Here is a 25,973-nt window from a genome sequence, read left to right as displayed (position 1 = left end):
GCACGGCCGAGGAGCCACCCACCATGTCAACTCCCGTTCCCAGCCCGGAACTCGGCGCCTTCCTCCGGGCCCACCGCGAACTGCTCAAGCCCGCCGACGTCGGACTCGGCTCGACCGCCCGCCGGCGGACCCCCGGGCTGCGCCGCGAGGAGGTGGCGTCGCTGTCTGGGGTGGGCCTGGCCTGGTACACCTGGCTGGAGCAGGGTCGGGTGACCGCCTCACGCCAGGTTCTCGGCGCGGTCGCGCGGGCGCTCAGGCTGGACGCGGCCGGATTGCGGCACGCGATGCGGCTCGCCGGGTACCACGAGCCGGTGGCGGCGGCCGACGAGGGACGGGACAGGCTGGCCACGGCCGTGCAGCCGGTCCTCGACTCCTGGCCGGCGAGTCCGGCCGTGCTGCTGGACCGGTACTTCGATCTGCTCGGCTGGAACGCCGCCTGGAGCGCGCTGTGGGGTTCGCCGGAGACCGTGCCGACGGACCGGCGCAACCTGATGTGGCTGATGGTGGCGGACGCCCGGCTGCGGTCCGTCCTCACCGACTGGGAGCCCCTGGCCATGAACGTCTTCCAGCACTTCCGGGCCCAGGCCGGAGTGGCGCTGGCCGACGCCCGCACCAGTGAGGTCTACCGCCGGCTGGAGGAGGACGCGCCGGAGCTCCGCCACTGGTGGGGGTGCCACTCGGTGGCGGAGCTCACCGCGCGCAAGGTGACCGTGGAGCCCGCGGGTACCGGCCGGATCGAGCTCACGCTGTCGTCGTTCCACCCGGTGGACGACCCGTCCGCGCTGGTCCTGCTGTTCACCCCGGCCACGGAGACGGACCGGTCCCTGATGACCGGGCTCAGCCGGCGTCCGCTGCGCTCCGTCGCGGCTTCCCGCTGACCAGCAGGGCGCCGAGGGCCGACAGCAGGGCCAGGCCGGTGCCGATGATGAGCGCCCCGACCGTCACGTCCGCGAAGGCGCCGACGGCCCAGGCGCCCAGGCCCGTACCTGCGTACATCGTCGAGGTGAGCCAGGCGCTGGACGTGGCGCGCAGGGCGGGCGCCACGGTGCCGGCCAGGGTCTGCTGATCGGTGACGAAGGCGCCGCTCGCCACGAACCACAGCGCCACGCCGATCACCGCCATCACCAGCCCCCGGCCCGCGACGGCGAGCCCGATGCCGGCCGCGAGCAGCACACCCCACACCGGCAGCAGGGGCACGGGGGCCGCGCCGGCCGCGCGCGCCCGGTCACCGAGCCGCCCGCCGAGCGTCGATCCCACCACGCTGCCCGCCCCCACGACGACGCCGATCAGGCCGAGTTCGGAGACGGTGAGGTCGAACCGGTCGACGAGCACGGCTCCGAGGAAGGTGTAGGCACCCAGGTTGGCCGCGTTGAACACCGTGTTGACCAGCAGGGCGTTACGCAGGGACGGATCCGCCCAGCCGGAGAGCACGGCCTTGACGGCGCCGACGGTGGCGGCCTGCGGTACGGTGGGCCGGATCTGGCGCAGCAGCAGCGGTACGGCCGCCGCGGTGCCGATCGCCAGCGCCAGGAACGCCGAGCGCCACCCCGCGACCCCCGCGAGCAGTCCGCCCAGTGGCACGCCGACGACCTGACCGCACGAGAAAAGGGCCATGCCGAGGCCCAGGGCCCGGCCTCGCACCCGGTCGGGCGCGGTCTCGGCGATGTGCGCCCAGATCGCCGGACCGGCCGCGGCGGCCGCCAGCCCGGCGACCGCGCGGGACAGCACGAGCAGCACGATGCCGGTGGACAGCGCGGCCCCCACGTTGGAGACCACGAACAGCACGGACCCGGCGAGCAGCGCCCGGCGGCGCCCGAACCGGTCGCTCAGCACGCCGAGGAAGGGCGCGCAGACCGCGTACACCAGCACGTACGCGGTGACGCTGGACGCCGCGGCCGCCTCGCTGACGTCGATGTCCCTGGAGATCGTCGGCAGCAGCGGGGAGACCAGGAACGTCTCGGTGCCGAAGAGGAACAGCAGCACGAACACGCCCGCGTAGCGCAGCCGGTCGAGCCGGTCGGGGTCGGCGGTGCGCGCCGCGTCGGACGACGTGTCTGGGAGACTGCTCAAGCGGACCACAACCGTTCGGTCGGCGAGGAGAGATGACCGGGTCATCGTCGGCGCGCGCCCTGCTGTCAGCCAGACAGGGGATGATGCTGTGACCACAGGTCACAGGCTGACCGCGGGGTCCCACCGGTTGTGCCCCGGCAGCGCCGGGTCACGTACTCGCCTCGTCGACGCCGGACGTCAGAGGCCCCCATGGCCCTCGCCCCGGGCATCCGGCTGATCGTCGCCGACGATCCGGCTGGCCTCTCGATTGCCATAGCCCTGCTGCATGAGCTGGAGATACACCTCCCGCTCACGCAGCAGACGACCACCGCCCCCAGGTCCCCGGATCTCCCGGATCTCGAAGTCCGTCGCACCCCTTGAGCTGGGGTGTTGCGACGACTACCAGAACTCGGGAGCAGACCGGCGGGGCTTCGTCGTGCTGTCAGCTGTCACGGGCGAGTCACACCCCGTGGACACCCTTCGGCGCAGCATTCCGAAACTGGACATACATGTCCGCATAGGACTGGATGGACACCCTTGGACGGCTTCTACGACATGCGACAAGTGATACCGCGCACGCAAGCGCCTCCCGGTAAGCCGTCGCCCTTCCATCTGCCCTCAGTCCCTCCCGCGCACACGAAGCCACCGGACAGGAAAGATCCGGACCATACGCGGACCAACCGAGCCGCGAAGGCCACCCCTTACACCATTACCGCAGTTCAGGGGCCTGCAAGCGCTGTACCACCAGCAGACGAAGAACCTGTTGGTGTGTTCCCCCGACAACCACGGGGCGCGCCACTCTCTGGAATCACATACTCCCAACCTGCACATGACTCCCACGAGGCCGCAGGGGACGCAAAAGCGGCACACCCAGCGCCGACAAAACGGGGCCTCGCAGCGCACATGACCTTCGCTGCCGCAAGGTCGATACTGGTTGACAGGACGCCCGCCCCTGACTCCAAGAGATCCCCGCGAAGACTGATGACCCGTCAACTAGGTCAGCATTGGGTCAGCATCAGTACCGTAAGAACCCGCCGTCCAGCGCCCGAGACCGCCAAGATCAATAACCTGCCACACCTGGCTTGAACAGGAAAAATGCCGGTCAGGGACCCAACTGCTAGCCTATGAGGGAGACAGCCGTGAAAATGCTGATCAACGTCCCGGAAACCGTGGTGGCGGATGCGCTGCGGGGCCTGGCGGCCGCCCATCCCGATCTCACCGTCGACGTGGAGAACCGGGTGATCGTGCGGCGGGACGCTCCCGTCGCCGGCCAGGTCGGGCTGGTGTCCGGCGGGGGTTCCGGGCATGAGCCGTTGCACGGCGGATTCGTGGGCCCGGGGATGCTGTCGGCGGCCTGTCCCGGTGAGGTGTTCACCTCCCCCGTTCCGGACCAGATGGCACGCGCTGCCGCGGCCGTGGACAGCGGGGCGGGCGTCCTGTTCATCGTGAAGAACTACACGGGCGACGTGCTCAACTTCGACATGGCCGCCGAACTCGCCGAGGACGAGGGCATCCAGGTGGGAAAGGTGCTCGTCAACGACGATGTCGCCGTCACCGACAGCCTCTACACCGCCGGCCGGCGCGGCACCGGCGCCACCCTGTTCGTGGAGAAGATCGCGGGCGCCGCGGCGGCCGAGGGCCAGCCACTGGAGCGGGTGGAGGCCATCGGACGCCAGGTGAACGAGAACTCCCGCAGCTTCGGTGTCGCCCTGAGCGCCGTCACCACTCCGGCCAAGGGCAGCCCCAACTTCGATCTGCCGCCCGGCGAGCTGGAGTTGGGCATCGGAATCCACGGCGAGCCGGGCCGGGAGCGGCGGGCCATGATGACCTCGGGCGAGATCGCCGACTTCTCGGTCAACGCCATCCTGGAGGACATGCCCGCGCGCAACCCGGTGCTCGTCCTGGTCAACGGCATGGGCGCCACCCCGTTGCTGGAGCTGTACGGCTTCAACGCCGAGGTCCAGCGGGTGCTCGCCGAGCGCGGTGTCACCGTCGCCCGCACGCTGGTCGGCAACTACGTCACCTCCCTGGACATGGCCGGCGCATCGGTCACCCTCTGCCAGGTGGACGAGGAACTGCTGCGGCTGTGGGACGCGCCGGTGAAGACGCCGGCCCTGCGCTGGGGAATGTGAGCGAGAGACAGCAGAAACCCGCGCCCGTACCGCAACGCAAGGAGATCCAGTGCTCGACGCCGACTTCTTCCGCCGCTGGATGGCGGCGACCGCCTCCTCCGTCGACCGCGAGGCCGAGCGGCTCACCGCCCTCGACTCCGCCATCGGGGACGCCGACCACGGCAGCAACCTCCAGCGCGGGTTCAGGGCGGTGGTGGCCGCGCTGACGGAGGAGGCGCCCGACACCCCGGGTGCCGTGCTGACGCTCGCCGGGCGCCGGCTGATCTCCACGGTCGGCGGCGCGTCCGGTCCGCTTTACGGGACGCTGCTGCGCAGCACCGGCAAGGCACTCGGCGACGCGGCCGAGGTCAGCGAGGCACAGCTCACCGAGGCGCTGCGGGCCGGGGTGGACAAGGTGATGGCGCTCGGCGGAGCCGCGCCCGGCGACAAGACGATGATCGACGCGCTGGTGCCGGCCGTCGACGCGCTCGGCGACGGCTTCGGTGCGGCACGGGCCGCCGCCGAGGAGGGCGCCCTGGCGACCACCCCGCTGCAGGCCCGCAAGGGCCGCGCGAGCTATCTCGGGGAACGCAGCATCGGTCACCAGGACCCGGGCGCCACCTCGTCGGCGCTGCTCGTCGCGGGACTTCAGGAGGCGGCTGATGAGTGACGGCAAGCTGGTCGGGATCGTGCTGGTGTCGCACAGCGCGGAGGTCGCCGCCTCCGTCGCGGAACTGGCCAAGGGCCTGGTGGGCGGCGGTACGGCGGTGCCGGTCGCCGCGGCGGGCGGCACCGAGGGCGGCGGGCTCGGCACCAGTGCGGAGCTGATCGCCGCCGCGGCCGCGTCCGTGGACCGGGGGGCGGGGGTCGCCGTCCTCGCCGACCTGGGCAGCGCGGTGCTCACGGTGAAGGCGCTGCTCGCCGAGGGCGACGAACTCCCGGACGGCACCCGCCTGGTGGACGCCCCGTTCGTCGAGGGCGCGGTCGCCGCGGTCGTGACGGCGGCCGCCGGCGCCGACCTCGGCGCGGTGGAGGCGGCCGCCGCGGAGGCGTACTCCTACCGCAAGGTCTGACCATTCCCTGAGGGTGTCCGGCGGCCCATGGCGGCGACGTCGTCACCGGCCGCCCAACTCCCGCACCGCCCCGGAGGGGGCCGAGGCGACCCCTCGGAAGCGCCGGTTCCGGCAGCGTCCGAGGGGTCGCCGCGTTCCGCCGCCACACCGTCGCTCCAGGTCGGCGCGGCCCGGACCGCGCGCCCGTCCCCGTACGCCGTGCCACCGCGGTCCCGGCTGCCTCTTTCGCATGGTGCTCGCTCGCCCTGGGGCTGACCACCATCGGCGCGTTCAGCGCGGCCAACGGCTCGATCATCCTGGTCGGGACGTTCTTCTCGGCAGCCGGCGCGCGCTGGACTCCCGGGACAGTGGTACGGAGACAACGGCACCCTGCTGAAGCCGGGCCACCCCTTCACCCAGGCCTCCCAGCAGGCGGTGGTGCCCGGCAGGACCACGCGCCACGACATCTCGCTGCTGTCGAACCTCACCCGGATCCCGGTCGGTCACCGCATCCAGATCGTCGTCAACAGCCGGCCGCCAGCCGGCTTCCACGCCTCGCTCATGCCCACCCCGCAGGAGCAGGCCGCTCTGGCGGGCGGGACCTACACGGTCGAGCGCTCTCCGTGGGCGGCGTCGTTCGTGAACCTGCCGCTGACCTCTCCCGGCTCCTTCACGACCAGCCCCGTCGACTGGGGCCCGTCCTCCTGCGGAGCTGAAGCGCTCTGGAGGGGCTCGGTACCGGAATCCGGTGCCGGGCCCCTCCGGCATGCGGTCAGCCGGCCGGTGAACTCCCGGCGCCGGGAGGGGAGTTGATGGCACCGCTCCGGGGCGGGACCGCTCGCTCCGGGCGGCCTGAAACCGTTGTCGCGGTACTCGAAACCCTAGCTCGCAACCACCAGTTCCAGCCGTTGTTCTGATGCGGTCATGACAGCCGCGATCACGGGGTGCCAATCTGCTCTCCGAAAGTTCACCGCCCCCTCACAGCCGGCTCACGTAAAACCCACATCGCGCCACCCCTTCTCCGGCACGGCCGAGCAGACGCCATCCCGTCACGCCGTGCCCTCCCCCCCAACCCCCTTCCACCCCGCGCGCCGCCGGACGGCTCGACCCAGCCGACCCGCTCTCCCGGGCTCCACCGAGCCCGACCACCCCACAGAAGGAGAACGCCATGTCCCGGCAGGACGGTCACCATCGTCGCCTCAGATACAGCGTCACCCTGGCGCTGACCGCCGCAACCACCCTGCTCGCGGCCGGTATCCAGAACGGCACCGCGCTGGCCGCGGCCGGCGACCAGCGCGGCACCGCCAGGATCCAGGCCACCCCCAGGGCCGGAGCGGCCCCCGCCGCGCTCTCGCCGGCGAAGCGCACCGCGCTGCTCAAGAACGCCACGACAGATGCCCCCGACACCGCGAAGACCCTCGGTCTCGGCGCCCGCGAGAAGCTCGTCGTCAAGGACGTGACCCAGGACGCCGACGGCACCACGCACACCCGCTACGAACGCACCTACGCCGGCCTGCCCGTCCTCGGCGGTGACCTGGTCGTCCACGAGAACGGCGGCCGCCTCACCGTGTCGAAGGCCACGAAGGCGGCCCTCACGCTTCCCTCCACCACGGCGAAGATCTCCTCGGCCACGGCGAAGGCCCAGGCGCTCAGCACCGCCGCGAAGGCCGGCGCCGAGCAGCCCAAGGCCGACCGCGCCCCCCGGCTCGTCGTCTGGGCCGCCTCGGGCAAGCCCGCCCTGGCCTGGGAGTCGGTGATCGGCGGCTTCCAGGAGGACGGCACGCCCAACGAACTCCACGTGATCAGCGACGCGGCGTCGGGCAAGCAGCTGTTCCGGTACCAGGGCGTCGAAACCGGCACCGGCACCGGGCAGTTCAACGGGAGCGTGCCTCTCAGCACCACGCTCTCCGGCTCGACCTACCAGCTCGTCGACGGCGACCGGGCCGGACACCGCACCTACGACCTGAACCAGGGCACCTCCGGCACCGGCACCCTCTTCACCGACGACAACGATGTCTGGGGCGACGGCACCGCGGCCAACCGGCAGACCGCGGGCGTGGATGTCGCCTTCGGCGCGGCGGCCACCTGGGACTTCTACAAGAACGTCTTCGGCCGCAACGGCATACGCAACGACGGCGTCGCCGCCTACAGCCGCGCCCACTACGGCAACAACTACGTCAACGCCTTCTGGCAGGACGCCTGCTTCTGCATGACGTACGGCGACGGCTCCGGCAACACCCACCCGCTCACCGCGCTCGACGTCGCCGCCCACGAGATGAGCCACGGCGTCACCGCCGCCACCGCGGGCCTCACCTACTCCGGCGAGTCGGGCGGCCTGAACGAGGCGACCTCCGACATCTTCGCCGCCGCGGTCGAGTTCTACGAGAACCTCCCCGCGGACGTCCCGGACTACGAGGTCGGCGAGAAGATCGACATCAACGGTGACGGCACCCCGCTGCGCTACATGGACAAGCCGTCCAAGGACGGCGCGTCCAGCGACAACTGGAGCCCGTCCCTCGGCGGTCTCGACGTCCACTACTCCTCGGGTCCGGCCAACCACTTCTTCTACCTGCTCTCCGAGGGCAGCGGAGCGAAGACCGTGAACGGGGTCGCCTACGACAGCCCCACCTACGACGGCCGGCCGGTGACCGGCATCGGTATCGAGAACGCCCAGCAGGTCTGGTACCGGGCGCTGACCACCTACATGACGTCGAGCACCACCTACGCGGGCGCCCGTACGGCCACCCTCCAGGCCGCGGCCGACCTCTTCGGTGCCTACAGCCCCTCCTACCTCGCCGTCGCCGACGCGTGGGCGGCGATCAACGTGGGCAACCGGATCGCGCTGGGCGTCAACGTGGCTCCGATCGCGGACCAGATCAGCGGTGTCGGGCAGGCGGTGTCGCTCCAGACGGACGCGTACACCACGAACTCCGGCGCGGGCCTGACGTACACGGCGACCGGTCTGCCGGACGGACTGACCATCAGCGACACGGGTCTGATCTCCGGCACCCCCACCACACTCGGGACCAGTGACGTCACGGTCACGGTCACCGACGCCACGGGCGCGTCCGCCACCGAGCAGTTCTCCTGGGAGGTGGCCTACGTCTACGCCAGCGCCACCCGGGTCGACATCCCCGACAACGGCGCCGCGGTGGAGTCCCCGGTCACCGTCACCGGCCGTACCGGGAACGCCTCCGCGACCACCCAGGTCTACGTCAAGATCATCCACACCTACCGGGGCGACCTGACCGTCGACCTCGTCGGTCCCGACGGAACCGTCTACTCCCTTCTGAACCGCAGCGGCGGCTCCGCCGACAACGTCGACCAGACCTTCACCGTCAACGCCTCCGCCCAGTCCCTGAACGGCACCTGGAAGCTCCGGGTCCAGGACCGGGCCGCGATCGACGTCGGCTACATCGAGCAGTGGCGGCTCGTTCCCTGAGCCCAGCCGACCTCACACAGGGGCCGTTGTCCCGGCACGTCCACCGCGTGCCGGGACAGCGGCCCCTGCCCCGCCCTCTAGGCGAGGCCGTCCGCCACGACCGCGAGGGCCCCGCGCATGGTCGCCGCGAGTTCGGCCTCCGCCGTGGCCGGGTCCGTCGTCCCGTCGCCGACCCGCCAGGCATAGTGCTCGACGGCCGCGCGCAGGGCCGCGTTGAACATGGCCGCCTGGATGGTCGGACGGAGAGCGTCGGCGGGAAGGCCCGCGCGCTCGGCGAGGGCCCGGGCGAACGCGGGTTCGGCCTCGTCGTAGGTCCCCAGCCATTCCGCGCGCAGGCCCGGCTCGGTGCGGGTCAGGCGGACCAGGGCGCCGATGGTGGCGCGGTCGGGGCCGCGCACCAGGCGGCTGTCGGTCGGTACGGCGCTCTCGAAGGCCTCCTCCAGTGGCCGGCCCGGCCGCCAGGCCCGCAGGCAGTCGGCGACCGCCTCGATGCCGGCCGCGAACAGCGGCCGTACGCAGGCCTCCTTGCTCGGGAAGTAGCGCCACACCGTGCGTGCGGAGACCCCGACCGCCTGGCCGATCTGCTCGCCCGTGGTCGCCGCGACCCCCTGGGCGACGAACAGGTCCACCGCGGCACGGGCGATCTCCAACCTGGTCTCGGCCTTGCGCTCCTCGGTGAGGGGCGGCCGTCCCGTGCGTCCCCCTGCGGTCATCTGTCCCTCCGGTTCCGGCGACTGCTGCACCGAGATTCTCTCCGAGGAGCCGGAGCACGGAAAATTCCGGCCACAACTTTATGTCAGTCAACGACATTAAGTCGTATGGTGTGCCCGTCACCGGGCGCAGAGCGCCCTCGAACCACCTGATGGGAGCACCACATGGCCAGCGGACTCGACGGGCGCGCCGTCATTGTCACCGGCGCGGGATCGGGGATCGGGCGGGCCGCCGCGCTGGCCTTCGCCAGGGAGGGCGCCCGGGTCGTGGTCGCCGACCTGAACGCCGAGGGCGCGGGCGCCACGGTCAAGGCGATCGAGGAGGCGGGCGGTACGGCCGTCGCCGTCACCGGCGACCTCAGTGAGCGGTCCGTGGTCGACGAGGTGGTCGCGACCGCCGTGGCGCGGTTCGGCGCGGTGGACGTGCTGGTGAACAACGCCGGGATCATGGACCGGATGTCGGCGCTGGGCGAGGTGAGCGACGCCGAGTGGGAGCGGGTGATACGGGTCAACCTCACCGCGCCCTTCCTGCTCACCCGCGCGGTGCTGCCGCACATGCTGGCGGCCGGCCGGGGTGCGATCGTCAACACCGCCTCCGAGGCCGGTCTGCGCGGCAGCGCGGCCGGCGCGGCCTACACGGCCTCGAAGCACGGTGTCGTGGGTCTGACCAAGAACCTGGCGGTGATGTACCGCAACCAGGGCATCCGGGCCAACGCCATCGCCCCCGGCGGCACCAGGACCGGGATCGAGCTCGACCTGGCGGACGGCGCCCACGGGCCGGCCGCGCTCGGCCCGTACTTCGGCAACGCCGGCCAGGTCTCCGAGCCCGAGGAGCAGGCGGCCGCGATCGTCTTCCTGGCCTCGGACGCGGCCGGCAACATCAACGGCGCGATCCTGCCCGTGGACAACGGCTGGGCCGCCGTCTGACCCCCGGCCGGGGTCAGCCGGTCAGCCGCCCTCGGTGAACAGCACGGCCAGGCGCTCCCCCTCCGCCTGCGCCGCGTCGCTGTCCTCGATGGGTTTGATCACGGAGTCCTTGAAGACGATGTAGGTGACACCGGAGGGCACCCCGCCGACGAGCGGGTCGGGGTCCACGCCCAGGCCCTTCGCGGTGGCGTACGACGCCTCGCCGATGATGTCGCTCGGTCCGGTGTCGCCGACGACGGCGTACTGCACCCGGTCCTTGTAGATCACGGCGGCGATCGCACCGCCCTGGATGCCGGACTTCCGATAGTCCCAGCGGCTGCTGGGGCCCGGTACGACGACGTAGGGCAGCGTCTCCGCGTTGAGGTGGCTGCCGTCGGACTGCTGGAAGGCGGTGGCGGCGGAGAACGCCGGGTCGGCGGTGCGGTTGCAGTGGTCGGTGATCTGGCCGTCGCAGTCGATGTCGAGGTCGGCCTCCCAGAAGACGGCCTGGTCGGTGCCGCACACGGGGACGGTGGCGGCGGTTCCGGCGTCGGTGCGATAGCGGCCCTTGGAGACCTCGATGCAGTCGCGCATCCGGGCCCGCAGGTCGGTGGCGGTGATGCGGTGCCGCGCTCCGGGGGCGGTGAGCGAGGCGGCGGGGGCGGGCAGTGTGGTCGGGGCGAGCAGGGCGGCGCCGGCCGTGGCCAGCGTCAGCGTCTGGAGACGCACGATGAGGGACCCTCTCCGTGGGGGACATGGAGTCAACCGGTCCAATGTGGTGGGGGCGGGGCGGCCGGGCCAGGAAGCGGAGGCCGTACAGGGCCGTTCGGAGCAACGAAGTGACACTCCGTGAGATTCCGTCAGGGGCCGAGGCGCTGAGCCGGTGTCAGCCCAGTCGCCCCGGCCGCCCGCGTCGGCGCGGGATCAGCGACGACAGCGTTCCGCGCCACGGGCGCGAACTCCCCTTCCCTCTCGGGAAGTTCGGCCGTAGAGCCCTCAGCATACGTAACTCTCCCCCGCTGTCTCCAATACGGCCCTCTTGATGTCCGCATCCCAGGCAGGTCATATTGGTCCGGACCTTTGCCGTGCTGCCGTCCCCGGGGAGGCGGAACCGTGCGCCGAGTTGTCGTCCTGGTCTGCGCCCTGCTGTTCATGACCTCCTGCGGCTGGGGCGGGGCCGCCGACGGCGACAGCGGCCGGCTGCCCGGCGCCCCCACGGGGGTCACCGCGGCGGCCGGAAGCGCGACGAGCGTGCATGTGATGTGGAACGCGTTGCCGGCCGGCACGGGCGTCCGCGGCTACGAGGTATATCGCGGCACCACGAAGGTCGTCGAAGTGCCGGGGTCGCAGCACATGGTGGACGTCACCAGGCTCAGGCCGTCCACCATGTATGCCTTCACCGTCCGGGCGCGGGGCGACGACGGCAGCCTCGGCCCGCGCAGCCGTGCGGTGCGGGCGACGACGCCGGCGGTGGTCGCGGCGGACCGCTCGGCGCCGACCCGTCCGGTGAATCCGAGCGGCCGGGCCGTGGGCAGCCGTGCGGTGCAGCTGTCCTGGGGCGCCGCGAAGGACGACCGGGCAGTGGTGTCGTACGACATCTACCAGGGCGGTGCGAAGATCCACAGTGTGGGCGGGAGCCAGACCGCGACCGTGGTCACGGGGCTGAGGCCTGGAACGCGCTATGTGTTCACCGTCCGGGCCCGGGACGCGGCCGACAACCTCTCGCCGGCCGGCGCGGCGGTGCGTCTGGCCACACCGGGCAGCGACGACGGCCGGAACACCGCGCCGACCGGGTTCACGGCGAAGAGCCACGAGGAGAGCGGGGCGTACTACCTCGATCTGGCCTGGGATCCGCCGGACCTGGACGGGGTGATCACGGAGTACCAGATCCGGCTCGACAGCGGTACGACGACCTCACTGGTCTGGGGCGGCACCCCGCCCAAAGGCCACTCGACCTACAGCTTCTATGTGGGGCGGGACCATGGGGTCGTGCACCATGTGCGGTTGCGGGCGCGGCTGCCGGACGGGACCTGGGGCGGCTGGTCGGTGCAGCGGTCCGTGACGACGGGCGCCTGATCCGCATCCCGGCCTGGGCCGGTCGGTGGAATAGATCACCTGGACGGCCGCCCCCGGGTGCGGCGCGGGCCGGGGCCGCTTTGGCTGGCCCTGAGGCAGCACGGGAGTCTCCGATCCTCGGCGGCGCAAGGGACGTTCCGCCTACCGTGCCGCCGGAGGGCAGCCACATGCGAAACTCACGACTCCTCCTCCGCTCCGGCCTGACCCTGGCGGCCGCCGCCGCGCTCCCGGCCTGGCTCGCCGGGCCGTCCGCAGCGCTCTCGGGCATCTCGGTGAGCACCACCGGCACCACGGTGTCGGTGGTCACCAGCGCCTGCACGCAGAGCGGCGGCAACTGGGGCAACGCCTCGCTGCTCAACAGCGGTCAGACGGCTTTCGCCCAAGGGCGGCAGGCGGCCCTGGCGGGCACGACGGTGAGCCAGTCCGCCGCCTGGTCGGGCGTGTCGCCGGGCACCTACACGGTGGTCGTCGTCTGCTCCAACGGCGGTACGGCGGGCACGCAGTCGGTGATCGTGTCCGGGACCGCCGCGGCGCCGCCGACGACCTCCTCCACCACCAGGTCGGCCGCGCCGTCCCGGGGTGTGATGGGCGGCCTGGGCGGTGCCGCCCGCGACTACGGTCCGCTCACCCTGGGCGTCGGCGCGGCGCTGGTCGGCTCGGGCGTCATCGCCACCGGCTGGTACCTGCGCAAGCGCTCGAAGCCGTACCGGCTCTGACCCCGCTCAGGTCTCCGGGAGTTCGCCGAACTCCCGCAGGGCCTGGCCGAGCCACTGTGTCCAGAAGGACTCCAGGTCGATGCCGGCCCGCAGCACCAGGTGCCGCAGCCGGTCCTCTGGGGCGTCCTTGCCCGGCGGGAAGTCCCGCCGCTGGATCTCCTCGTACTCGGCCAACTGCCTTTGGTGCAGCTCGAGATGGCGGCGCAGGTCGGCTTCGAGTCCTTCGGTGCCGACGACCGCCGCCGCGCGCAGCCGCAGCAGCAGCACGTCCCGCTGCGGCTTGGGGTCCTGGGAGGCGGCGGTCCAGCGGGCGAGTTCGGCGCGGCCCGCGGGCAGGACCTCGTAGCTCTTCCTCTGCCCGCGGGCCGGCTGTTCGGCCGGCAGGGTGCGGATGTAGCCCTCGGCCTCCAGTTTTCCCAGCTCGCGGTAGATCTGCTGGTGGGTGGCCGACCAGAAGTAGCCGATCGACCTGTCGAACCTGCGGGTCAGCTCCAGCCCCGACGACGGCTTCTCCAGCAGGGCGGTGAGGATGGCGTGCGGGAGTGACATGGGCTCATCCTAGGGACGGCCCCTACAGGGCGGCCGCCAGCTCGGTGCCCTGCTTGATGGCCCGCTTGGCGTCCAGCTCGGCGGCGACGTCGGCGCCGCCGATGAGGTGCGCGCTGCGGCCGGCGGCGACCAGCTCCTCGTACAGGTCCCGGCGCGGTTCCTGCCCGGTGCACAGCACGACGGTGTCGACCTCCAGGACGGTGCTCTCGCCGTCGACGGTGACGTGCAGTCCGGCGTCGTCGATCAGGTCGTACCGCACGCCCGGGACCATGGTGACGCCCCGGTGCTTGAGTTCGGCGCGGTGGATCCAGCCAGTGGTCTTCCCGAGGCCGGCGCCGACCTTGCCGGTCCGGCGCTGGAGCAGGTGGACGGTGCGCGGGGGCGCGGGGCGTTCGGGGGCGGCGAGGCCGCCGGGTGCCCGGTAGTCCATGTCGACGCCCCAGTGCCTGAAGTACGTCGCGGGGTCCTCGCTCGCCTTGTCGCCGCCTTCGGTGAGGTACTCGGCGACGTCGAAGCCGATGCCACCGGCGCCGAGGATCGCGACCCGGTCGCCGACGGGGGCGCCGTCGCGCAGCACGTCGAGGTAGCCGAGGACACGGGGGTGGTCGACGCCGGGGATGTCGGGGGTACGCGGGGTGACGCCGGTGGCGACCACCACCTCGTCGTAGCCGGTGACGTCCTCGGGCTCGACCATCGTGTTCAGGCGTACGTCCACGCCGTGGGCGTCGAGCTGGTGGCGGAAGTAGCGCAGGGTCTCGTCGAACTCCTGCTTGCCTGGTACCTTGCGGGCGACGTTCAGCTGGCCGCCGATCTCGGCCGCCGCGTCGAACAGGGTGACCTGGTGGCCGCGTTCGGCGGCGGAGACCGCGCAGGCGAGGCCGGCCGGTCCCGCTCCGACGACCGCGACGCGCTTGCGCAGCCGGGTCGGGGCCAGGACCAGTTCGGTCTCGTGGCAGGCGCGCGGGTTGACCAGGCAGGAGGTGATCTTGCCGCTGAAGGCGTGGTCGAGGCAGGCCTGGTTGCAGCCGATGCAGGTGTTGATGGCCTCGGGCGTGCCGGCCGCGGCCTTGGCGACGAAGTCGGGGTCGGCGAGCATCGGACGGGCCACGGAGACCATGTCCGCGCCGCCCTGGGCGAGCAACTCCTCGGCGAGTTCCGGGGTGTTGATGCGGTTGGTGGTGACCAGCGGGACGGAGACCTCGCCCATCAGCCGCTTGGTGACCCAGGTGTAGGCGCCGCGCGGCACCGAGGTGGCGATGGTGGGGATCCGGGCCTCGTGCCAGCCGATGCCGGTGTTGATGATGGTCGCCCCGGCGGCCTCGACGGCCTTGGCGAGGATGATCACCTCGTCGAGGGAGGAGCCGCCGGGCACCAGGTCCAGCATGGACAGCCGGTAGACGATGATGAAGTCCGCGCCGACGGCCTCGCGCACCCGCCGGACGATCTCGACGGGGAACCGCATCCGGTTCTCGTACGACCCGCCCCAGCGGTCGGTGCGGTGGTTGGTCCCGGCGGCCACGAACTCGTTGACGAGGTAGCCCTCGGAGCCCATGATCTCGACGCCGTCGTAGCCGGCCTGCCGGGCGAGACGGGCGGCCCGGGCGTAGTCGTCGATGGTCCGCTCGATGTCGGCGTCGGTGAGTTCACGGGGCGGGAAGGGGCTGATCGGGGCCTGCAGCGGGCTGGGGGCGACGAGGTCCCGGTGGTAGGCGTACCGGCCGAAGTGCAGGATCTGCATCGCGATCCGGCCGCCCTCGCGGTGCACCGCCTCGGTGACGACCCGGTGCCGCTCGGCCTCCTCGCCGGTGGTGAGCTTGGCGCCGCCCTCGTTCGGCCGGCCCTCCTCGTTGGGCGCGATACCGCCGGTGACGATGAGGCCCACTCCGCCGCGGGCCCGGGCCGCGTAGAACTCCGCCATCCGCTCGAAGCCGCGCTCGGCCTCCTCCAGACCCACGTGCATGGAGCCCATGAGCACGCGGTTGGGCAGGGTCGTGAAGCCCAGGTCGAGGGGTTTCAGCAGATGCGGATAACGGCTCATCGGGACCTCCGTGCGCGGTGTCTTCGCATCAGTTCTAGAGGACCGCGCACGGATTATGCAACTAGTTGCACAAAGGCTCCGGGGTGACGTGTCTCAGATCACCGGTCACCGGCTTTCGAGCAGGACGTGCAGCTCCCTCTCCTGGTCGCCGGAGGCGGAGGACAGGTTGCGCACCGTGAACAGGGAGTCGAGGGTCGTGTGAAGCCGGCTGATCGCCCAGTAGCCGCCCTGCGCGTCGGCCTCGACCGAGGCCGCCAGCCGGGGCGGTGGGGTGCACTCGTGGGCGTCGGTGACCTCGAACGTGCCGAGCCACACCATCGGGCGGGACTCGTGGAGCTGCTGGGGCACGTCCTCGGCCTCCCGGTCGGAATCGAAGCACTGGCACAGCGCGTCGAACACGATCCGGGCGTCTTCCTTGCTGCATCCGCTGATCTCAAGCGAGACGGGTTCCTCGTGCAGTCGCTCAGGACCCATGGTGATCGCTCCTCTCATGGCGATGGCGCGGACTCACGGGTTCCCCCGCGAACCGCGCCATGCCAACAGAAAAGCACCGATTCCCGGCTGGTGCATTACCCGGTGCACCGCCCGGGCCGGGAACTCAGCCCCGCGTGAACTTGTACGTCTTGCTGTCCGTGAGGATGCAGAACCCGGGCGACATCACGATGACGCGCAGGGTGCCGGTGCGCCGGTCGTAGTCGATGCCCTCGGCCTCGAAGGTGCCCGAGCAGGAACTGCGCAGCGGGAGCTGGCGCAGCGCGGTGACATGACCGGTGACGTTGCTCGACCCGGGCTGGGCGGACAGGTCGATCTGCAGGAGCGGCTTGGTGTAGCCGAAGAGGCTGCCGTCCGGGTCGTCCGAGGAGCACAGCAGCATGGTCGCACTGGAGAAGTCGCAGCCCTGGACGTCACGCACCGCGTGGTCCAGGTTGACGACGGAGGCCAGCGGGAGGTTCGCGGAAGGCGAGGTGCTCTTGTTGACGCCCGGCGTCGGGAAGACCAGGAAGCGGGTCATCGTGCCGTACTCGCCGGAGAGCATGTACTGGCCGTCGGGCGAGATGGCGTCCCAGGAGTTGTTGAGGGCCTCTCCGGAGGCGAGCGTGTGCACGTACTCGGACCAGGCGCCGCCGGGGGCCTGCACCCGGTACATCTTGGCGGTGCCGGAGTCCGCCTGGTAGGGCTCGACGTAGTAGCCGTCGTACGACTCGTCGGGGTCGCCGACGTGGTTCCAGCCGCGGCTGGAGACGCCGATCGGGATGGTGCCGACGCCGGTGTAGCGGTTGGCGCTGTTGGCCGGGACCTCGACCGAGGTCAGACCCTGGCTCTCGGTGAGCGGGTCGGCGCGGTCGGAGCCGGTCTCGGTCCAGGTGTCGGCGGCGGACGCCGGGCCGGTCGAGAGGGCGAAGGCCGCGGCGAGGGCGACCAGGGCGGTCAGGCCTGCGCGACAACGTTGCCGGGTGGACGCGGGCATGGAGGCCTACTCCTCGGTTCGGGGGGTGGGACGCGCGTGCGGCGGTCAGTCTGGCGTGCGCCTGACAGGCATGTACAGACCAATGACGGAACGGGAAGGTGAACTCACGCCCCTGCCGCACCGGTGGTCGTTTCGCCGCACGGAAGCCGCCGTGTTGAGAGATGGTGGAAAAGTCGGCGGCGGCGTCGGAGAGTCGGGTGTGAGCGCGATAGAACAAGGGGAGTCGGCACGGGGGACGGCGTGCCGTGCGGAGGTTCGAAGGCGGTGCGTGGGATGAGTCCAGCCGAGGCGTCAGTGGCCGAGGGCGAGGAGCCGGTGCGCGGACCCGTGCGTCCGGGCGGGCTGCTCGACGTCCTGGGCATGGCCTCCGTCGTGCTGGACGCCAAGGGGCGCATCGTCCTGTGGAGCCCCCAGGCCGAGGAGCTGTTCGGCTACTCGGCCGGTGAGGCGCTCGGGCAGTACGCGGCCCGGCTGATGGTGGACGAACGCCACATCGGTCTGGTCGGCAAGCTGTTCGCGGACGTGATGAGCACCGGGCAGAGCTGGGCGGGCGGCTTCCCGATCCGACACAAGGACGGCTCCACCCATGTGGTGGAGTTCCGCAACATGCGGCTCATGGACGCCCACGGCGACGTGTTCGCGCTGGGTCTCGCCGCCGACCAGTCGACCGTGCGCCGGCTGGAGCAGGACGTGGCGCTGTCCGAGCGGATCGTGAAGCAGTCGCCGATCGGGCTGGCCGTCCTCGACACGAAGCTGCGGTTCGTCTCGGTCAACCCGGCGCTGGAGCGGCTCAACGGGGTCCCGGCCGAGGAGCACGTGGGGCGGACGCTCCGCGAGGTGCTGCCGCATCTGGATGCCGACGCCCTGGAGGAGGCGTACCTGCAGGTGCTGCGGACCGGCGAGCCGGTGATCGACCGGTCCACGGTGGGCAGTACGCCGGCCGACCCGGGCGAGGAGCACATCTGGTCGCTGTCGGTCTACCGGCTGGAGGACGCGCTCGACAACGTCCTGGGCGTGGCCACCTCGGTGGTGGACATCACCGAGCCCTACCGGGCCGGTGTCGAGGCCGAGAACGCGCGCCGGCGCCTGGCCGTGATCGCCGACGCCTCGACCCGGATCGGTACCACCCTGGACCTGGAGCGCACCGCCGCCGAGCTGGCCGACGTCGCCGTGCCGGAGCTGGCAAACGTGGCGGTCGTGGACCTGCTGGACATGGTGGTCGAGGGCCGGCGCAGCACGCTCGGACCGGCCGAGCCGGCCATGCTCCGCGCTCTCGCCGTGCGCGCGGAGCTGGACGCGGACGCGGTGCAGGCGGCCGACGCACCGGGCACGGTCGCCCGGTACGCCCCGGACCGGCTGGTCACCTTGTGCGTACGGACCGGTGAGGCGGTCCTGGTGCCGCAGGTCAAGGACGAGGACCTGCCGCGGATCGCCCGCTCCCCCGAGGCCGCCGAGCTGCTGGCCCGGGCCGGACTGCACTCGTACCTGGCCGTACCGCTGATCGCCCGCGGCGAGGTACTGGGCGCCCTGGAGCTCAAGCGGACGCGCAATCCGGCGCGCTTCGACGACGACGATCTGCTGCTGGCCCGGGAACTGGCCGCCCGCGCGGCCGTGCAGATCGACAACGCCCGCTGGTACCAGAACGCCCGCATCACCGCGCTCACCCTCCAGCGCAGCCTGCTCCCCACCCACCCCCGGGTCACCAACGGCCTGGAGGTCGCTTCCCGCTACCAGCCGGCCGGCGCCACCGTCGAGGTGGGCGGCGACTGGTTCGACGTCATCCCGCTGGACGGCGGCAGAACGGCCCTGGTGGTGGGCGACGTGATGGGCAGCGGCATCAACGCGGCCGCGACGATGGGCCGGTTGCGCACCGCGACCAACACGCTGGCCTCCCTCGGCCTCGACCCGGCCGTCCTGCTGGAACACCTGGACAAGACCACCTCCGGCCTCGACCACTCCATCGCGACCTGCGTGTACGCCGTGCACGACCCGCGGCTGCGGCAGTGCCGGATCGCCAACGCCGGCCATCTGCCCCCGGTCCGGGTCCGCCCCGGCCGGCCGCCGGAACTGCTCGACCTGCCCACCGGGGTCCCGCTGGGCGTCGGCGGCATCCCCTTCGCCACGACGACCGTGGACTTCGAGCCCGGCGACGAGCTGGTGTTCTACACCGACGGTCTGGTGGAGACCCGCAGCGACTCGCTGGACGAGCGGCTGGACGCCCTGCTGGCCCTCCTGGACGACCCCGCCCGCCCGCTGGAGGAGGTCTGCGACCTGCTGCTGCGGGAGCTGCACCACCCCGACAACCACGACGACGTGGCGCTGCTCATCGCGCGGGCGCTGGAACTGCCGTAGCCGCGACGATCGACGGCTGCGGGGCCGCCCGCCCGCGGGTTCGTCGAATCGGACAGCGGGGCGACGGTCTAGTCCTGGTCCCGTACGCCGATCACGACGTTGGCGTACAGCTCGTCCGAGACCGCGAGCCGGGCGGTCAGGCCGACGGCGGCGAACGCCTCGACGGCCGCTTCGGCCTGGCGTTCGCTGGTCTCGACGAGGACGCAGCCGCCGGGCGCGAGCCACTCGGGCGCCCCGGCGGCGACCCTGCGCAGCACGTCGAGGCCGTCGCCGCCACCGTCGAGGGCGACCAGCGGTTCGTGGTCGCGGGCCTCGGCGGGCAGCAGGCCCACCTCACCGCTGGGGACGTAGGGCACGTTGGCCGCGAGGATGCCGACCCGGCCGCGCAGGGCGGCGGGCAGCGCGTCGAACAGGTCGCCGAGGTGTGCGTGTCCGCCGTAGGGGGCGATGTTGTGCCGCGCGCAGTCGACCGCGGCCGGTTCGATGTCGGCGGCGTGCAGTTCGGCGTCCCCGAGGGCGGCGGCGAGGGCCGCGCCCACCGCGCCGGAGCCGCAGCACAGGTCCACGACGACGGAGGCTTCCGGGGCCTGTGCCAGGGCCTGGTCGACCAGGAACTCGGTACGGCGGCGGGGCACGAACACGCCCGGTTCCACCAGTACCCGCAGCCCGTGGAAGCCGGCCCAGCCGAGGACGTGTTCGAGGGGCTGTCCGGCGGCGCGCCGGTCCACCATCGTGGCCAGTTCGTCCGAGGTGCCGGCGGTGGCGAGGATCAGCTCCGCCTCGTCCTCGGCGAAGACGCAGCCCGCGGCGCGCAGCGCGGAGACGACGGCGGTGGTGTCGGAGAGGGAGAACATCGCGGAGAGCCTATCCGGCCGCCGGTCCGCCGGTCACACGCCTACCGTTTCCTCCGCTTCCGTCTCAGCCTCGGCCTCGGCCTCGGCCTCCGCTGTGAGCCCCGCGGGCGAGTCCGGTACGGCCATGCGTGCGGCCGGGGACTTGGCCCGCTCGTACGCCGCCGCGACCGCGGTGACCGCGAGGCCGACCAGGAGCCAGACGACCAGGGTCCACACGGTGCGGCCCAGGCCGTCGTCGCCGAAGTAGAGCAGGCTGCGGATGCCCTCGACGAAGCCGGCGCCGTTCCAGAAGGCGTGCAGGGTGCCGAAGAAGCCGTTCTGCAGCTCGGGGCGGAACAACCCGCCGGAGCTGGTGAAGTTGAGCATCACGAACAGCACCATCATGGCCAGGGTGGTCCACCGCTTCAGGAAGGTGTGCAGACCGACACCGATGAGCAGGATGCCCGCCGAGTAGAGCCAGGCCATGCCCCAGACGCCGGCCAGGTCGTGGTGGGCGAGGCGGAACACCGGTCCGGCGAGCAGCGCGCCGATGCCGCCGACCACGGCGGAGACGCCGAGCGCGAGCAGGGCGCGTATCCGCATGGGGAGCGTGCCGCCGGCCGCGCCGAGCGCGGCGACCGAGGCGTAGGAGCCGATGCTCACCGCGATGAGCAGGAAGAACAGGCCCTGCCCTGTGGGGTCGTCGGCGACCGGGCGGGCCACGTCGGTGACCTTGAGCGGGACGCCCTCCTCGGCGGCGACGGGGATGAAGACCTTCTCGACGGCGGTGGCGCCCATGTCGGAGGCGGCGCTCGCGACCAGCAGTTCCGGCGCCTTGGCGCTCGGCACATAGGCGCCGGTCACGGTACGGGACGTCAGCAGGTGGACGGCCGCGGTACGGGTCGGGACGGTACGGACGTCCAGCCGGTCACCCGCGGTGTCCTTGACGGTCTGCGCGAACACCTTCGCCTCCGGTCCGGCGCCGACCACGGCGACGGGCAGGTGGTTCGGCTCCGGGTGGACGAACGCACCCATGTATGCCAGCCCCATACCCAGGCACATCAGCAGCGGGGTGATCAGGTGCGTGAGCACGTGGCGCAGTGCCGGTGACCTCATCGCGTACGACCTCCATACCTTCCGGCCAAACTGGTTGGCTTATACAACTCACACTCAAGTTGTACTATACAACTAGAACGTCGGAGGAGGAATTCCCATGAAGGTGCAGCTGGTGCACATGCCGCCGTCGAAGGTCCTCCCATGACGGCGGCCGAGGTGGCCGTCGAGACCATCCAGCGCGAGATGACGGCCTTCGCGCGCCGCGCCCGGGCGTCCGCCGGGCGGATGCACCCGGAGCTGTCACTGGTGTCGTACACGCTCCTCGGGCATCTGGAGGAGCGCGGCGGCTGCCGGGCGACCGACCTGGCCGCGCACTACGCGCTGGACAAGTCGACGGTCAGCCGGCAGGTGGGGGCGCTGGAGCGGGCGGGGCTGGTGGAGCGGCGCCTGGACCCGGAGGACCACCGGGTCCAGGTGCTGCATCTCACGGACGCCGGGCAGGAGATCCTGGCCCAGGTCACCCGCAGTCGCCGGGCCGCGTTCCGGGAGCGGCTGGCGGCCTGGCCCGAGGAGGACCTGGTCAGGTTCGCCGGATACCTGGAGCGCTACAACGCCGGGACGTCCACGGGCACCGGCGAGGACTGACCGAACGTCTGCGGCACCCGGGCCGCGAGGAAGGCGGTACGGCGGCGCAGCCGGAAGCCGAGGGACTCGTACAGCCGGATCGCGGTGGTGTTCTCGGCGCCGGTGTGCAGGAACGGGGTCTCGCCGCGGGCCCGGATGCCGTACGCGACCGCGCGGATCAGCCGGGTCGCCAGGCCCTCGCCGCGGTACGCCGCGTCGGTGCAGACCGCGCTGATCTCCGTCCAGCCCGGCGGGTGCAGCCGCTCCCCCGCCATCGCGATCAGCCTGCCGTCACGGCGGATGCCCAGGTAGGTGCCGAGCTCGACGGTGCGGGGCAGGAACGGACCGGGCCTGGTGCGCTCGACCAGGTCGAGCATCTCGGGCACGTCGGCGGGACCGAGTCGGACCGCCTGCGGCTCCGGGACGGCGTCCATGCCCTCGTCCACCAGCTGCACGCCCGCGATGTTCATGGTGAGCTCCCAGCCGTCGGGGAGCTCACCCCGGAAGCCGGCCAGCCCGACCTCCGCACCCGGTCCGGCCAGGGCGGCGAGGTCGGCCCAGTCCTCCGGTCCGGGATCGTCGGGCAGGGCCAGCCACGGGGAGACGTCCACCGGGTAGCGCAGCACCCTTCCGCGCCGTTCGGCGAAGAGGGCGTGCGGGCCGGTGAGCGAGGCGAGGGCGGGGTTGTCCAGGACGTGCGGGGCGCCCGCGCCGGGGTTCGGGACGCTCATGCGGCGACCTCGATCACGATCTTGCCGCGCGCATGCCCGTCCTCGACGGTGCGCAGCGCCTGGCCGGCCTCGGCGAGCGGGAAGGTCCGCGAGACGTACGGGTCGAGTTCACCGCCCACGACGAGCTCGGCCACCTCGTCGAGGACGGCGGCGGTACGGGCGCGTTCGACCCGGCTGCCGCCCAGCGCGGCCACGGTGTCCGGGGCGGCGCCCGCGGTGATGAGCTTGGCGCGGTCGGCGAGCAGGCCGGCCGCCTCGGCGAGCACCTCGCCGCCGACCAGGTCGTAGACGCCGTCCACGAGCTGGGGCGCGGCGGCCCGCACCCGCTCGGCGAGGCCGGGGCCAGAGGGCACGTGCACGGCGCCGAGCGACTCCACGAAGTCCTTCTTGGCCTCGCTCGCCACGCCCACGACCCGCAGCCCCCAGGCGCGGGCGATCTGCAGGGCCGCCGCGCCGACTCCGCCGCCCGCACCGGTGACCAGCAGGGTCGCGCCCTCCGGCAGGTCCAGCTGGCGCACCCCGTCGTAGGCGGTGGCCGCGGCGACCGGCAGGGTGGCGGCGTCGGTGAAGGACAGCGCGGCGGGCTTGTGTGCCGTCACGGACGCCGTCAGCAGGGCGTACTCGGCGAACGCGCCGGCGGGCGTGTTGCCGAAGACCTCGTCGCCGACCGCGAATCCGGTGACGCCCTCGCCGATCTCCTCGACCACTCCGGCGGCCTCGCTGCCGAGGACGACCGGGAAGCGCGCCTCGCCCTCGCCCGGGCGGCGGAAGCCGTTGCGCAGCTTCCAGTCGACGGGGTTGACCCCCGCCGCCCGCACCGCGACCAGCAGCTCACCGGGGCCGGGAACGGGCCGGTCCACATCGGCGAAGGCCTCGGTCTCCGGCCCGCCGTGCCTGGTGTAGACGTACGCCTTGGGCATCGTTCTCCCTCGCTCTCTGATGCTGTCACCGGTGTCCCGCTACCGGCACTCTGCGGCAAGGACGATCGCCCGGCCGCTATTCCCGCGCCCTCGGATCGTTCATACGGCCGCAATGATCGGGGCCCTGACCTGGGCCGCATCGGGCTGATCGCGTCGCGGCAGGCCTGCCGGCCGGCCCGGCGGGGGCGTGCGGGCCGGATGCCTCGGGGCGCCGGGGCCGGGGGTGCGGCGCGCGGCGGAACCCGTGCTTCAGCCGGTGTCGCCTTCGTGGCGCCGGCAGGTGGGCCAGGTACCCCGTACGGGGTAAACAGACCGATGTGGACGCCGGCGTGCAAGGGGGGCACGCTGGGAGCTGCGGACCGGCTGTCCGGCCCTACGGCTCCCGTGGCGGCGAGGAGGTCGACATGCGTACCCGAGTGCGTGGCTGGCGCTGGCGGCACAACCCGCTGCGGCGCAGGTCCGACCTGGTGGAGGCATGGATCGCGCTGACCGTCGCGGTCCTGTTGTGCGTGGGGGCACCCCTGGTGGGGGCGGTGGCCGGGCTGTGGGCCCACGCGCAGGCGCGGTCGGTGGCGACGGTGGAGCGGGCCGAGCGGCACATGGTCCGGGCGGTGGTCGTCGGGAACACGCCGGAGCAGCTCCCGTCGGTGGAGGGCGGTGACCGGGAGCACGCCTATCAGACCGACGTCCGCTGGACCGAGCCGGGCAAGGGCACGAAGACCGCCCTGGCCCGGGTGCCGGCCGGGACCCGGGCCGGTGACACGGTGGACGTCTGGTTCGACCACCGGGGGCACGGTGTCGCCCCGCCGCCCGACGAGGTCGCCGTCTGGCAGCACACGGTCACCGTGGGCCTGTGCGGGGCGGGCGGCGCCGCGGCCGTGGTGCTGCTCGGCCACGGGATCGTCCGCCGGGTCGCGCTGCGGCACCGGCTCGCCGAGTGGGAGCAGGAGTGGGCCCGCACCGGCCCGGACTGGACCCGCGGCCGCACCTGAGGCCTCGGAGAGCCCCGCCACGCACTTCCCCTGCCCCGCCGACCGACGTCCGCAGTGACCCGACCTACTGTGACGGCGAGCCGGCCGCCCTGGATCTCCCGGCCGCCGCCTGCGAGTAGCAGTCCGGCCTCCCTGACCAGCGGATCGACGGCCGAGGGCAGGGGGCCGCGGTAGACGCTGGACGGTGCAGAGGCCTGGCGATTCGTCCGATGACCGACGTACGGTGTGATCATCCGCACGATCCCTTCGCCCAAGGCGGTTGTTGATGGCCCTGTTCGACCTTCCCCTCGACGAACTCCGCGAACACCGCAGCGCGTCGGTGGCGCCCGAGGACTTCGACGCCTTCTGGTCCAAGACGCTCCAGGAAGCCCGCGAGCACGATCTCGACGCCCGCTTCGAGCCGGTCGACACCGGGCTGTCCACGGTCGACGTGTACGACGTGACGTTCGCCGGGTTCGGCGGCCACCCGGTCAAGGGCTGGCTGCGGCTGCCGGCCGGGGCCACCGGACCACTGCCGCTGATCGTTGAGTTCATCGGCTACGGCGGCGGGCGCGGACTGGCGCACGAGAACCTCCTGTGGGCGTCGACCGGGCGGGCGCACTTCGTGATGGACACCCGCGGCCAGGGCAGCGCGTGGGGCGGCGGCGGTGGCACCGCCGACCCGGTGGGCGGTGCGCCCGCCTTCCCCGGATTCATGACACGGGGCATCGACGCGCCCGAGAACTACTACTACCGCCGGGTGTACACGGACGCGGTCCGGGCGATCGAGGCGGCTCGCTCGCACCCGCTCACCGACGCGGCGCGGACGGTGGCGCTCGGCTCCAGCCAGGGCGGCGGGATCACCATCGCGGTGGGCGGTCTGGTCCCGGACCTGGTCGCGGTGGCGCCGGACGTGCCGTTCCTGTGCGACTTCCCGCGCGCCGTCACCCTGACGGACCGTCACCCGTACCGCGAGATCGCCCTGTTCCTCAAGACGCACCGCGGCCGCTCGGCGGACGTCCAGCGGACTCTGTCCTACTTCGACGGCGTGCACTTCGCGGCGCGCGGCCGGGCCCCGGCGCTGTTCTCGGCGGCTCTGGAGGACCAGACCTGCCCGCCGTCCACGGTGTTCTCGGCCTTCAACTCCTGGGCGCACGAGGACAAGGCGATCGAGGTGTACGACTTCAACGACCACGAGGGCGGCGGTCCGTACCACGAGGCGGCGAAGCTGCGGTGGCTGCGCGCCTACGCCTGAGCAGCCGGAGGAGGCGCCGGAGAGGGACACGCGCGAGGCCGCCGGGTGGCTCGTGCGCGGAGAGGCCTGCTCTGGAGGTGGGGGATGGTCATCGCAGCGGTGTTCCTTGGCACC

24 protein-coding genes are annotated in these 25,973 nt (G+C 72.3%); 13 read left to right on the top strand and 11 right to left on the bottom strand.

What is annotated here, in order from left to right; genetic code table 11:
• Nucleotides 1–23: 23 nt before the first annotated feature.
• Entirely contained in the window at nucleotides 24–878 is an 855-nt protein-coding gene (locus tag ACZ5K7_RS20830; protein ID WP_468915143.1) for a helix-turn-helix domain-containing protein, read from the top strand.
• On the opposite strand, the gene ACZ5K7_RS20825 is transcribed toward ACZ5K7_RS20830, so the two are convergent.
• Nucleotides 838–2,070, bottom strand: coding sequence for an MFS transporter (locus ACZ5K7_RS20825; RefSeq protein ID WP_468915142.1), 1,233 nt, complete (start codon nucleotides 2,068–2,070; stop codon nucleotides 838–840). The two genes, ACZ5K7_RS20830 and ACZ5K7_RS20825, sit on opposite strands and share 41 nt — an antisense overlap.
• A gap of 1,118 nt (nucleotides 2,071–3,188) precedes the next feature.
• Between ACZ5K7_RS20825 and dhaK the strand changes: the two genes are divergently transcribed.
• The 5 genes from dhaK to ACZ5K7_RS20800 all read left to right on the top strand — a co-directional run bounded on the left by dhaK (nucleotide 3,189) and on the right by ACZ5K7_RS20800 (nucleotide 8,654).
• A complete protein-coding gene (gene dhaK, locus ACZ5K7_RS20820; protein ID WP_351702625.1) occupies nucleotides 3,189–4,181 on the top strand; it encodes a dihydroxyacetone kinase subunit DhaK in 993 nt (330 codons plus the stop codon).
• A 49-nt stretch (nucleotides 4,182–4,230) separates the two neighbouring features.
• Nucleotides 4,231–4,830 (top strand): dihydroxyacetone kinase subunit DhaL, encoded by a 600-nt coding sequence (dhaL, locus tag ACZ5K7_RS20815; RefSeq protein WP_468915140.1) that lies wholly within the window; start codon nucleotides 4,231–4,233, stop codon nucleotides 4,828–4,830.
• Nucleotides 4,823–5,233, top strand: a complete 411-nt coding sequence (locus ACZ5K7_RS20810; protein ID WP_468915138.1) for a PTS-dependent dihydroxyacetone kinase phosphotransferase subunit DhaM — start codon at nucleotides 4,823–4,825, stop codon at nucleotides 5,231–5,233. The genes dhaL and ACZ5K7_RS20810 overlap by 8 nt, the downstream gene beginning before the upstream one ends.
• Before the next feature lie 417 nt (nucleotides 5,234–5,650).
• Nucleotides 5,651–6,025, top strand: a complete 375-nt coding sequence (locus ACZ5K7_RS20805) for a hypothetical protein (RefSeq protein WP_468915136.1) — start codon at nucleotides 5,651–5,653, stop codon at nucleotides 6,023–6,025.
• A gap of 355 nt (nucleotides 6,026–6,380) precedes the next feature.
• Nucleotides 6,381–8,654, top strand: coding sequence for a M4 family metallopeptidase (locus tag ACZ5K7_RS20800; protein ID WP_468915134.1), 2,274 nt, complete (start codon nucleotides 6,381–6,383; stop codon nucleotides 8,652–8,654).
• A 77-nt stretch (nucleotides 8,655–8,731) separates the two neighbouring features.
• On the opposite strand, the gene ACZ5K7_RS20795 is transcribed toward ACZ5K7_RS20800, so the two are convergent.
• Nucleotides 8,732–9,367, bottom strand: a complete 636-nt coding sequence (locus ACZ5K7_RS20795; RefSeq protein WP_351702640.1) for a TetR/AcrR family transcriptional regulator — start codon at nucleotides 9,365–9,367, stop codon at nucleotides 8,732–8,734.
• Nucleotides 9,368–9,529: 162 nt separating this feature from the next.
• On the opposite strand from ACZ5K7_RS20795, the gene ACZ5K7_RS20790 reads away from it, so the two are divergent.
• Nucleotides 9,530–10,291 carry an SDR family NAD(P)-dependent oxidoreductase gene (locus tag ACZ5K7_RS20790; RefSeq protein WP_468915132.1) on the top strand — a complete coding sequence of 254 codons (762 nt, stop codon included), beginning with the start codon at nucleotides 9,530–9,532 and terminating at the stop codon, nucleotides 10,289–10,291.
• A gap of 21 nt (nucleotides 10,292–10,312) precedes the next feature.
• On the opposite strand, the gene ACZ5K7_RS20785 is transcribed toward ACZ5K7_RS20790, so the two are convergent.
• Entirely contained in the window at nucleotides 10,313–10,999 is a 687-nt protein-coding gene (locus ACZ5K7_RS20785; RefSeq protein ID WP_351702645.1) for a glycoside hydrolase family 75 protein, read from the bottom strand.
• A 384-nt stretch (nucleotides 11,000–11,383) separates the two neighbouring features.
• On the opposite strand from ACZ5K7_RS20785, the gene ACZ5K7_RS20780 reads away from it, so the two are divergent.
• Nucleotides 11,384–12,346 (top strand): fibronectin type III domain-containing protein, encoded by a 963-nt coding sequence (locus ACZ5K7_RS20780; protein WP_468915130.1) that lies wholly within the window; start codon nucleotides 11,384–11,386, stop codon nucleotides 12,344–12,346.
• A gap of 167 nt (nucleotides 12,347–12,513) precedes the next feature.
• On the top strand, nucleotides 12,514–13,062 hold the full coding sequence (locus ACZ5K7_RS20775) for a hypothetical protein (RefSeq protein WP_351702651.1): 549 nt from the start codon (nucleotides 12,514–12,516) through the stop codon (nucleotides 13,060–13,062).
• A 6-nt stretch (nucleotides 13,063–13,068) separates the two neighbouring features.
• Here the strand turns inward: ACZ5K7_RS20775 and ACZ5K7_RS20770 are convergent, their stop codons facing one another.
• The 4 genes from ACZ5K7_RS20770 to ACZ5K7_RS20755 form a co-directional block, all read right to left on the bottom strand.
• Nucleotides 13,069–13,611, bottom strand: a complete 543-nt coding sequence (locus ACZ5K7_RS20770; protein ID WP_351702654.1) for a PadR family transcriptional regulator — start codon at nucleotides 13,609–13,611, stop codon at nucleotides 13,069–13,071.
• A gap of 22 nt (nucleotides 13,612–13,633) precedes the next feature.
• Entirely contained in the window at nucleotides 13,634–15,649 is a 2,016-nt protein-coding gene (locus tag ACZ5K7_RS20765; protein WP_351702657.1) for an NADPH-dependent 2,4-dienoyl-CoA reductase, read from the bottom strand.
• 105 nt (nucleotides 15,650–15,754) lie between these two features.
• The gene (locus ACZ5K7_RS20760; RefSeq protein WP_468915127.1) at nucleotides 15,755–16,123 is read right to left on the bottom strand and encodes a hypothetical protein; all 369 of its coding nucleotides are present in this window, start codon (nucleotides 16,121–16,123) and stop codon (nucleotides 15,755–15,757) included.
• A gap of 124 nt (nucleotides 16,124–16,247) precedes the next feature.
• Nucleotides 16,248–17,117 (bottom strand): hypothetical protein, encoded by an 870-nt coding sequence (locus ACZ5K7_RS20755; RefSeq protein WP_468915125.1) that lies wholly within the window; start codon nucleotides 17,115–17,117, stop codon nucleotides 16,248–16,250.
• 273 nt (nucleotides 17,118–17,390) lie between these two features.
• On the opposite strand from ACZ5K7_RS20755, the gene ACZ5K7_RS20750 reads away from it, so the two are divergent.
• A complete protein-coding gene (locus ACZ5K7_RS20750) occupies nucleotides 17,391–19,469 on the top strand; it encodes a SpoIIE family protein phosphatase (protein ID WP_351702666.1) in 2,079 nt (692 codons plus the stop codon).
• A gap of 68 nt (nucleotides 19,470–19,537) precedes the next feature.
• On the opposite strand, the gene ACZ5K7_RS20745 is transcribed toward ACZ5K7_RS20750, so the two are convergent.
• The gene (locus ACZ5K7_RS20745; RefSeq protein ID WP_351702669.1) at nucleotides 19,538–20,323 is read right to left on the bottom strand and encodes a putative protein N(5)-glutamine methyltransferase; all 786 of its coding nucleotides are present in this window, start codon (nucleotides 20,321–20,323) and stop codon (nucleotides 19,538–19,540) included.
• A 33-nt stretch (nucleotides 20,324–20,356) separates the two neighbouring features.
• The gene (locus ACZ5K7_RS20740; protein WP_468915123.1) at nucleotides 20,357–21,418 is read right to left on the bottom strand and encodes an ABC-2 transporter permease; all 1,062 of its coding nucleotides are present in this window, start codon (nucleotides 21,416–21,418) and stop codon (nucleotides 20,357–20,359) included.
• 141 nt (nucleotides 21,419–21,559) lie between these two features.
• Here ACZ5K7_RS20740 and ACZ5K7_RS20735 point away from each other — a divergent pair, with 141 nt between their 5' ends.
• The gene (locus ACZ5K7_RS20735) at nucleotides 21,560–22,003 is read left to right on the top strand and encodes a MarR family winged helix-turn-helix transcriptional regulator (RefSeq protein WP_351702675.1); all 444 of its coding nucleotides are present in this window, start codon (nucleotides 21,560–21,562) and stop codon (nucleotides 22,001–22,003) included.
• Here ACZ5K7_RS20735 and ACZ5K7_RS20730 read toward each other — a convergent pair.
• The gene (locus ACZ5K7_RS20730) at nucleotides 21,964–22,713 is read right to left on the bottom strand and encodes a GNAT family N-acetyltransferase (RefSeq protein WP_351702678.1); all 750 of its coding nucleotides are present in this window, start codon (nucleotides 22,711–22,713) and stop codon (nucleotides 21,964–21,966) included. The genes ACZ5K7_RS20735 and ACZ5K7_RS20730 overlap by 40 nt on opposite strands.
• Nucleotides 22,710–23,633: an NADP-dependent oxidoreductase gene (locus tag ACZ5K7_RS20725; RefSeq protein WP_468915121.1), complete on the bottom strand. Its 924-nt coding sequence runs from the start codon at nucleotides 23,631–23,633 to the stop codon at nucleotides 22,710–22,712. The genes ACZ5K7_RS20730 and ACZ5K7_RS20725 overlap by 4 nt, the downstream gene beginning before the upstream one ends.
• A 404-nt stretch (nucleotides 23,634–24,037) precedes the next feature.
• Between ACZ5K7_RS20725 and ACZ5K7_RS20720 the strand changes: the two genes are divergently transcribed.
• Nucleotides 24,038–24,625 carry an Rv1733c family protein gene (locus ACZ5K7_RS20720; RefSeq protein WP_468915119.1) on the top strand — a complete coding sequence of 196 codons (588 nt, stop codon included), beginning with the start codon at nucleotides 24,038–24,040 and terminating at the stop codon, nucleotides 24,623–24,625.
• A gap of 265 nt (nucleotides 24,626–24,890) precedes the next feature.
• On the top strand, nucleotides 24,891–25,859 hold the full coding sequence (locus tag ACZ5K7_RS20715) for an acetylxylan esterase (protein WP_468915118.1): 969 nt from the start codon (nucleotides 24,891–24,893) through the stop codon (nucleotides 25,857–25,859).
• Nucleotides 25,860–25,973 lie beyond the last annotated feature (114 nt).

It is taken from the genome of Streptomyces sp. NPDC031497 (assembly GCF_055580905.1).
The sequence above is the reverse complement of the archived record's forward strand: the minus strand, read 5'-3'. Positions and strand labels throughout refer to the sequence as shown.

Coding starts and splice junctions, on each gene's coding strand:
- ACZ5K7_RS20830 (WP_468915143.1), top strand. CDS start 24: ATGTCAACTCCCGTTCCCAGCCCGGAACTCGGCGCCTTCCTCCGGGCC.
- ACZ5K7_RS20810 (WP_468915138.1), top strand. CDS start 4,823: ATGAGTGACGGCAAGCTGGTCGGGATCGTGCTGGTGTCGCACAGCGCG.
- ACZ5K7_RS20800 (WP_468915134.1), top strand. CDS start 6,381: ATGTCCCGGCAGGACGGTCACCATCGTCGCCTCAGATACAGCGTCACC.
- ACZ5K7_RS20795 (WP_351702640.1), bottom strand. CDS start 9,367: ATGACCGCAGGGGGACGCACGGGACGGCCGCCCCTCACCGAGGAGCGC.
- ACZ5K7_RS20790 (WP_468915132.1), top strand. CDS start 9,530: ATGGCCAGCGGACTCGACGGGCGCGCCGTCATTGTCACCGGCGCGGGA.
- ACZ5K7_RS20775 (WP_351702651.1), top strand. CDS start 12,514: ATGCGAAACTCACGACTCCTCCTCCGCTCCGGCCTGACCCTGGCGGCC.
- ACZ5K7_RS20770 (WP_351702654.1), bottom strand. CDS start 13,611: ATGTCACTCCCGCACGCCATCCTCACCGCCCTGCTGGAGAAGCCGTCG.
- ACZ5K7_RS20765 (WP_351702657.1), bottom strand. CDS start 15,649: ATGAGCCGTTATCCGCATCTGCTGAAACCCCTCGACCTGGGCTTCACG.
- ACZ5K7_RS20760 (WP_468915127.1), bottom strand. CDS start 16,123: ATGGGTCCTGAGCGACTGCACGAGGAACCCGTCTCGCTTGAGATCAGC.
- ACZ5K7_RS20755 (WP_468915125.1), bottom strand. CDS start 17,117: ATGCCCGCGTCCACCCGGCAACGTTGTCGCGCAGGCCTGACCGCCCTG.
- ACZ5K7_RS20750 (WP_351702666.1), top strand. CDS start 17,391: ATGAGTCCAGCCGAGGCGTCAGTGGCCGAGGGCGAGGAGCCGGTGCGC.
- ACZ5K7_RS20745 (WP_351702669.1), bottom strand. CDS start 20,323: ATGTTCTCCCTCTCCGACACCACCGCCGTCGTCTCCGCGCTGCGCGCC.
- ACZ5K7_RS20740 (WP_468915123.1), bottom strand. CDS start 21,418: ATGAGGTCACCGGCACTGCGCCACGTGCTCACGCACCTGATCACCCCG.
- ACZ5K7_RS20735 (WP_351702675.1), top strand. CDS start 21,560: ATGACGGCGGCCGAGGTGGCCGTCGAGACCATCCAGCGCGAGATGACG.
- ACZ5K7_RS20730 (WP_351702678.1), bottom strand. CDS start 22,713: ATGAGCGTCCCGAACCCCGGCGCGGGCGCCCCGCACGTCCTGGACAAC.
- ACZ5K7_RS20725 (WP_468915121.1), bottom strand. CDS start 23,633: ATGCCCAAGGCGTACGTCTACACCAGGCACGGCGGGCCGGAGACCGAG.
- ACZ5K7_RS20720 (WP_468915119.1), top strand. CDS start 24,038: ATGCGTACCCGAGTGCGTGGCTGGCGCTGGCGGCACAACCCGCTGCGG.
- ACZ5K7_RS20715 (WP_468915118.1), top strand. CDS start 24,891: ATGGCCCTGTTCGACCTTCCCCTCGACGAACTCCGCGAACACCGCAGC.